This is a genomic window from Candidatus Methylomirabilota bacterium (assembly GCA_035260325.1).
In the GTDB taxonomy this organism is placed as follows: domain Bacteria; phylum Methylomirabilota; class Methylomirabilia; order Rokubacteriales; family CSP1-6; genus AR19.
This window is the reverse complement of sequence record DATFVL010000099.1, coordinates 1-5,423: the sequence shown is the minus strand read 5'-3', so window position 1 is coordinate 5,423 and position 5,423 is coordinate 1. Positions and strand designations below refer to the sequence as shown.

The window sequence follows — 5,423 nt, the reverse complement described above, 5'->3', positions numbered from 1 at the left end:
ACAGATCCGGCCGAGGAAGTCGGCCAGCTCAGCGGGGTCGGGTATGAGCTTGCTGTACAGATGGCGCGGATCCCAGTCGAGCAGCACGCCGCCGATGTCGAACACGACCGCCGCGAGGCCCGCCACGGCGGTCACGCCTTCCGGAAGCGGTGGACGCCGTCCTTCCCGACGACGCGCACGGCGCGGCCGTCCGACTCGAGCAGGCGCAGGTGCGCGAGCGACTCGCCGAGCGCGAAGCCGAGCTGGTGCACGTCGAGCTCGCGCCGGAAGAGCGTCGGCACGACCTCGGCGGCGGTGCGCGGCTCGACGATCGCGTCGAGCGCCTCGGCGAGGCGCGCGTCGTGATGGTCGCGCAGCGCGCCGAGCCGCGCGTGCAGGCCGCGGAACGGGAGCCCGTGGGAGGGCAGCACGAGCGTCTCCGGCGGCATCGGCCGGAAGCGCTCGAGGGAGTCGAGGTAGAGGCGGAGCGGGTTGGCCGCGGGCTGCTCGGGCCACACGCTCACGTTCGTCGTGATCTTGGGGAGCACCTGGTCGCCCGAGATCAGCACGCCGAGCTCGCGGCACCAGAGGCACGCGTGCTCGGGCGCGTGGCCCAGGACCGTGAGCACCTCCCAGCGGCGCCCGCCGATCTCGAGCGCATCGCCGTCGCGGATGCGCCGGAAGGCCGGCGCGACCGTGGGCACGAGCGTCGGGTACGGGTTGCCCCGCTGCGCGATCAGCGCCAGCGCCTCCGCGCCGCATCCCTGGCGCCGGTAGTGCTCGACGTACCGCTCGGCGTCGGCCGCGTCGCGCGCGCGCCGCGCGTACTGCGCGTAGAGCCACTCGCCCTGCGTGCACCATAAATCGGTCTGCGCGCGCTCCGTGAGCCAGCCCGCGTTGCCCATGTGGTCGGGATGGAAGTGCGTGGCGACGACGCGCGTGAGCGGCCGGCCGGCGAGCGGCCCGGCGAACAGGCGCTCCCAGAGTGCGCGCGTGTCCTCGAGCCCGACGCCGGTGTCGATGGCGGTCACGCCGCGCCCGTCGTCGAGGAGCCAGAGGTTGATGTGGTTCAGCCGGAACGGGAGCGGCATGCGGAGCCACGCGATGCCCGGCGCCACCGCGATGACCTCGCCCGGCGCCGGCGGTTGCGCCCACGGATACTCGAGGCTCACCGGGCGAGTGTACCATCGCGCGCGAGGGTTCTCGGCTAACATCCGGCGATGATGCGCGCGACGGAGGTCGTGCTGGTGCTGCTCCTGTGGACCCTCGCGGGCTGCGCGACGCCGGCGCGGCCGACGCCCTCCCCCGGTGAGCGGTGGCGCACCGACGTGGACGCCTACGCCGAGCGACGCGGGCGCTTCGTCGCCGAGGTGCGACAGGCGCTCGACGACTTCAAGGCGCTCGCCGCGGAGGCGAGCTTCGCCGGCCTCGACGCCAGGCTCGCGACGCTCGCCGCGCGCGTCGCCGCGGGCGACGAGCCCGACGACGCCCAGACGCTCGTGCGCGGCCTCTGGTCGCTGACGCTCGGCGAGCTCACCCTGTTCCAGCGTTACCTGGCGCTCTCGAGCCGTGTCGTGGAGCTCGAGGCCGCGCACGCCGAGCTCGAGGCGGCGCGGCTCGAGCTGCTGCTCCGAAAGCTCCGGCTCGGCCCGGCGGGCGAGGCGCCGGGCGGTGCGGCGGTCGTCGGCGAGCCGCTGCGCCCGCCCGTCGACTGCCCGCGCCGCCGGGTCGGCGGGATCGAGTTCGTGAGCTGCCGCTAGCTCTGTTACCATCGCGCCCATGACCCTCGCGCTCGCATCGCGCCCATGACCCGGGGGCTGCTCGACGGCATCCGCGTGGTGGAGGCGGCCTCGATGGTGCTGGTCCCCTCCGCCGCCGCGATGCTCGCCGACTTCGGCGCCGAGGTCATCAAGGTCGAGCCGCCGGAGGGCGACTACAACCGGCGCATGCACGAGCTCCCCACGCTGCCCGACTCCGAGACGCCCTACTGCTTCCTCGTGGACAACCGCTCGAAGAAGGGCGTCGCGCTCGACCTGAGGGACGCCGACGGCGTCGCCGCCCTCCATCGGCTCGCCGGCACCGCCGACGTCTTCCTGACGAACTTCCGCCGCGCCGCGCTCGAGAAGCTGAAGCTCCGCTGGGAGGATCTGGCGCCCCTCAACCCGCGCCTCGTGTACGCGAACGGGTCGGGATTCGGCGAGTCGGGGCCGGAGGCGGACAAGCCCGGCTACGACACGGTCGTTTACTGGGCGCGCTCCGGGCTCGAGACCAGCCTGCTCACGCCCGAGGGCACGCTCGGCCAGCTCGCCGGCGGCGCGGGCGATCACCCGACCGCGCTCGCGCTCTTCGGCGCCGTCACGCTCGCCCTCTTCGCCCGCGAGCGCACCGGCCGCGGCCTCAAGGTCGGCACGTCGCTCCTCGCCGCGGGCGCGTGGGCGAACGCCTGGAACATCCAGGCCGAGCTCTGCGGCGCCACGTTCCCGCCCAAGCTCCCGCGCGCGCAGGCGCGGAGCTTCGGCGCCGTCTATTACCGGACGCGCGACAGCAGGATGCTGAAGCTCGCCCTCGTCAATCCGGAGAAGCTCTGGCCGCGCTTCTGCCGGGCCGTCGAGCGTCCCGACTTCATGACGGATCCACGCTTCGCCGACTCCGCGGCGCGCCGCGCCCACGCCCGGGAGCTGATCGCGAGCCTCGACGCGATCTTCGCGTCGGCGGACGCGGCGCACTGGCGGGCGCGGCTCGAGGCGCACGACCTCCCGTTCGCGATCATCCCGACCTACGCCGAGGTCGCGAGCGATCCGCAGCTCCGCGCGAACGGTCTCCTGCCGGAGCTCGACCACCCGCGCCTCGGCCGCCTCCCGACGGTGGACAGCCCGATCAGCGTCGCGGGCATCGCGAAGACGCCGCCCACGGCCCCGCCCGAGCTCGGCGAGCACACCGTCGAGGTGCTGCGGGCGCTCGGCTACACGGAGCCCGAGGTCCGTCGGCTTCTTGAGCGCGGCGTCGCGATCCAGGCGCCCCCGCGCTAGGCTCGCGACGCGAAGGAGAGCACGAGCATGCCGAAGATCTGGCGCGTCTACAGCGGCTCGGACGGACGGTCACACATCGCCGAGCTGCCGCTGGCGATGAAGCCCTTCACGGACACCGAGGGCGCGCACGGCGAGAGCACCCCGACGCAGTCCGCGGCGGGGATCACCTTTCGCGTCTCGCCGCCGGGCTACGTGCTGGACTGGCACCGCGCCCCGAGACGGCAATACTCGATCTCGCTCTCGGGGAGCGCGGAGATCGAGGTGGGCGACGGCACCGTGGTGCGGCTCGGGCCGGGAGACGTGGTGCTGGCCGAGGACCTGACCGGCCAGGGGCACATCACGCGCGTCGTCGGGGCGGAGCCGCGGTTCTACGCCCTCGTGCCCCTGGCGGACAGCGGCGGCGTCACGCCCCCGTGAACCTGGGCATGACCTCCTTGGCGAACCAGCGCAGCTGCTCGAGCATGACGGCCTTCGGCGTACCCATGCTGATGCTCATGTTGACGTGCTGCAGGCCGGGGAAGCGCGACTCGAGGTCCTTCAGGTAGGCGACCAGCTCCTCGGGCGGGCCCGCGAACCACGCGCCGGTCTTCATGTAGTGCTCCACGCTCGGCACGCCGGCGACACCCCAGCCGCCGCGACGGGCGGCCGCGTCCACCTGCGCGCGCGTGATGCCGGGCACGAAGCCGAGCGGCGCGAACATCTTCACGTGCTCCTCGTAGAAGGGCGTGATCTCGCGGACGGCCTTCTCGCGCGTCTCGGCGAGGTGGAAGAAGATGCCGAGGCAGAGGTCCTCGCCGAGGGCGAGGCTCCGCCCGGCGCGGGCCGCGGCCTCGCGGTAGGCGTGGAGCGGGCCCTCGGCCATGGTCGCCGCGCCGCCGCCGATGACGCCCTTGATGCCGTGGCGCACCATGAAGTCGAGCCCGCGCGGGCTCGCGCTCACGATGGGCTGCCAGCACTCCACGGGCCGGTGGACGGGGCGTGGGACCAGCGTGAGCTCGCGCAGCTCGTAGCCGCGGTACGGGACGGCCGGGGGCAGCGTGTAGTGCTTGCCGTGGTGCGAGAACGATTCCGCGCTGAACGCCTTGAGGACGATCTCCACCTGCTCCTCGAACAGCTCGCGGTTGGCCTCGGCGTCGAGCATCGGCGCGCCGAAGGTCTCGACCTCGCGCGTGTGGTAGCCGCGGCCGACGCCGAAGATCACCCGGCCGCGCGTGAGGATGTCGGCGGTGGCGAAGTCCTCGGCGAGGCGCAGCGGGTGCCACATGGGGGCGATGTTGAACGCGCAGCCGATGCGGATCCGCGGTGTCACGTGGGCCAGGTGCACCGCCGTCATCAGGATGTTCGGCAGGCACTCGTAGCCCTCGTGCTGGAAGTGGTGCTCGGCGAGCCAGATCGCGTGATAGCCGAGCTCGTCCATCGTCCGCGCGACGGCATCGGTCTTCTCGAAGACCGTCGCCAGGTGCTCGTTCGGGAAGCGCCGCTCGTTGGCCGGCGTGGCCCCCTGCCCCATGTCGGGCAGGTCCACGTGGCCGGCGTAGACCGTGGCGAATTTGGTGATCATGACCCCATCATACGGTTTAGTACAATAGGCGTCCGATGAAAACGCGGGACCTCCACGTCGAGTCGATCCGGCCGCTGCTGCCGCCGGCGATCCTCCTCGAGGAGCTGCCGCTCAGCAACCGGGGCTCGCAGATCGTGAGCCGCGCCCGCAGGGAGGTCGCGCGGATCCTGGCCGGCGAGGACGACCGGCTCATCGTCGTCGTCGGCCCCTGCTCGATTCACGACCCCGTGGCGGCACTCGAGTACGCCCGGCGCCTCGAGGCGCTGGCCGACGAGCTGGCGGAGGACCTCCGCATCGTCATGCGCGTCTACTTCGAGAAGCCGCGGACCACCGTCGGGTGGAAGGGGCTCATCAACGACCCGCACCTCGACGGCTCCTTCGCGATCAACGAGGGGCTCCGGCTGGCGCGACGGCTGCTGCTCGACCTCGTCGAGCTGGGCCTCCCGTCGGGCTGCGAGTTCCTCGACCCGATCACGCCGCAGTTCACCTCGGACCTCGTCGCGTGGGGCGCGATCGGCGCGCGCACGACGGAGAGCCAGGTCCACCGCGAGCTCGCCTCGGGCCTCTCGATGCCGGTCGGCTTCAAGAACGGCACCGACGGCGGCGTGCAGATCGCGATCGACGCCGTGCGCGCCGCCGCGCACCACCACCGCTTCCTCGGCGTCACCGAGCAGGGGCTCGCCGGCATCGTCTCGACACGCGGCAACCCCGACTGCCACGTGATCTTACGCGGCGGCGCGGACGGCCCGAACTACGACGCGATCCACGTGCAGAAGGCGCTCGCCGCGCTCCGCGACGCGAAGCTCCCCGCGCGGCTCATGGTGGACACGAGCCACGGCAACAGCGACAAGGAC

At 72.8% G+C, this 5,423-nt stretch carries 6 protein-coding genes; 4 read left to right on the top strand and 2 right to left on the bottom strand.

Going from position 1 to position 5,423, the window contains the following annotated elements; all coding sequences use genetic code 11:
• Nucleotides 1-131: 131 nt before the first annotated feature.
• Entirely contained in the window at nt 132-1,151 is a 1,020-nt protein-coding gene (locus VKG64_07005) for an MBL fold metallo-hydrolase (GenBank protein HKB24788.1), read from the bottom strand.
• 48 nt (nt 1,152-1,199) lie between these two features.
• Between VKG64_07005 and VKG64_07000 the strand changes: the two genes are divergently transcribed.
• From VKG64_07000 to VKG64_06990, 3 genes are read left to right on the top strand one after another with little or no spacing between them, the layout of a single operon-like run.
• On the top strand, nt 1,200-1,739 hold the full coding sequence (locus tag VKG64_07000) for a hypothetical protein (GenBank protein HKB24787.1): 540 nt from the start codon (nt 1,200-1,202) through the stop codon (nt 1,737-1,739).
• A gap of 45 nt (nt 1,740-1,784) precedes the next feature.
• Nucleotides 1,785-3,008, top strand: a complete 1,224-nt coding sequence (locus VKG64_06995) for a CoA transferase (protein ID HKB24786.1) — start codon at nt 1,785-1,787, stop codon at nt 3,006-3,008.
• Nucleotides 3,009-3,035: 27 nt separating this feature from the next.
• Nucleotides 3,036-3,425: a hypothetical protein gene (locus VKG64_06990; GenBank protein ID HKB24785.1), complete on the top strand. Its 390-nt coding sequence runs from the start codon at nt 3,036-3,038 to the stop codon at nt 3,423-3,425.
• Here VKG64_06990 and VKG64_06985 read toward each other — a convergent pair.
• On the bottom strand, nt 3,412-4,569 hold the full coding sequence (locus VKG64_06985) for an LLM class flavin-dependent oxidoreductase (protein ID HKB24784.1): 1,158 nt from the start codon (nt 4,567-4,569) through the stop codon (nt 3,412-3,414). The two genes, VKG64_06990 and VKG64_06985, sit on opposite strands and share 14 nt — an antisense overlap.
• A 35-nt stretch (nt 4,570-4,604) precedes the next feature.
• On the opposite strand from VKG64_06985, the gene VKG64_06980 reads away from it, so the two are divergent.
• Nucleotides 4,605-5,423, top strand: an 819-nt coding sequence (locus VKG64_06980; GenBank protein HKB24783.1) for a 3-deoxy-7-phosphoheptulonate synthase, incomplete at its 3' end; no start/stop codon positions are given.

Coding starts and splice junctions, on each gene's coding strand:
- VKG64_06990 (HKB24785.1), top strand. CDS start 3,036: ATGCCGAAGATCTGGCGCGTCTACAGCGGCTCGGACGGACGGTCACAC.
- VKG64_07000 (HKB24787.1), top strand. CDS start 1,200: ATGATGCGCGCGACGGAGGTCGTGCTGGTGCTGCTCCTGTGGACCCTC.
- VKG64_06995 (HKB24786.1), top strand. CDS start 1,785: ATGACCCGGGGGCTGCTCGACGGCATCCGCGTGGTGGAGGCGGCCTCG.
- VKG64_06985 (HKB24784.1), bottom strand. CDS start 4,569: ATGATCACCAAATTCGCCACGGTCTACGCCGGCCACGTGGACCTGCCC.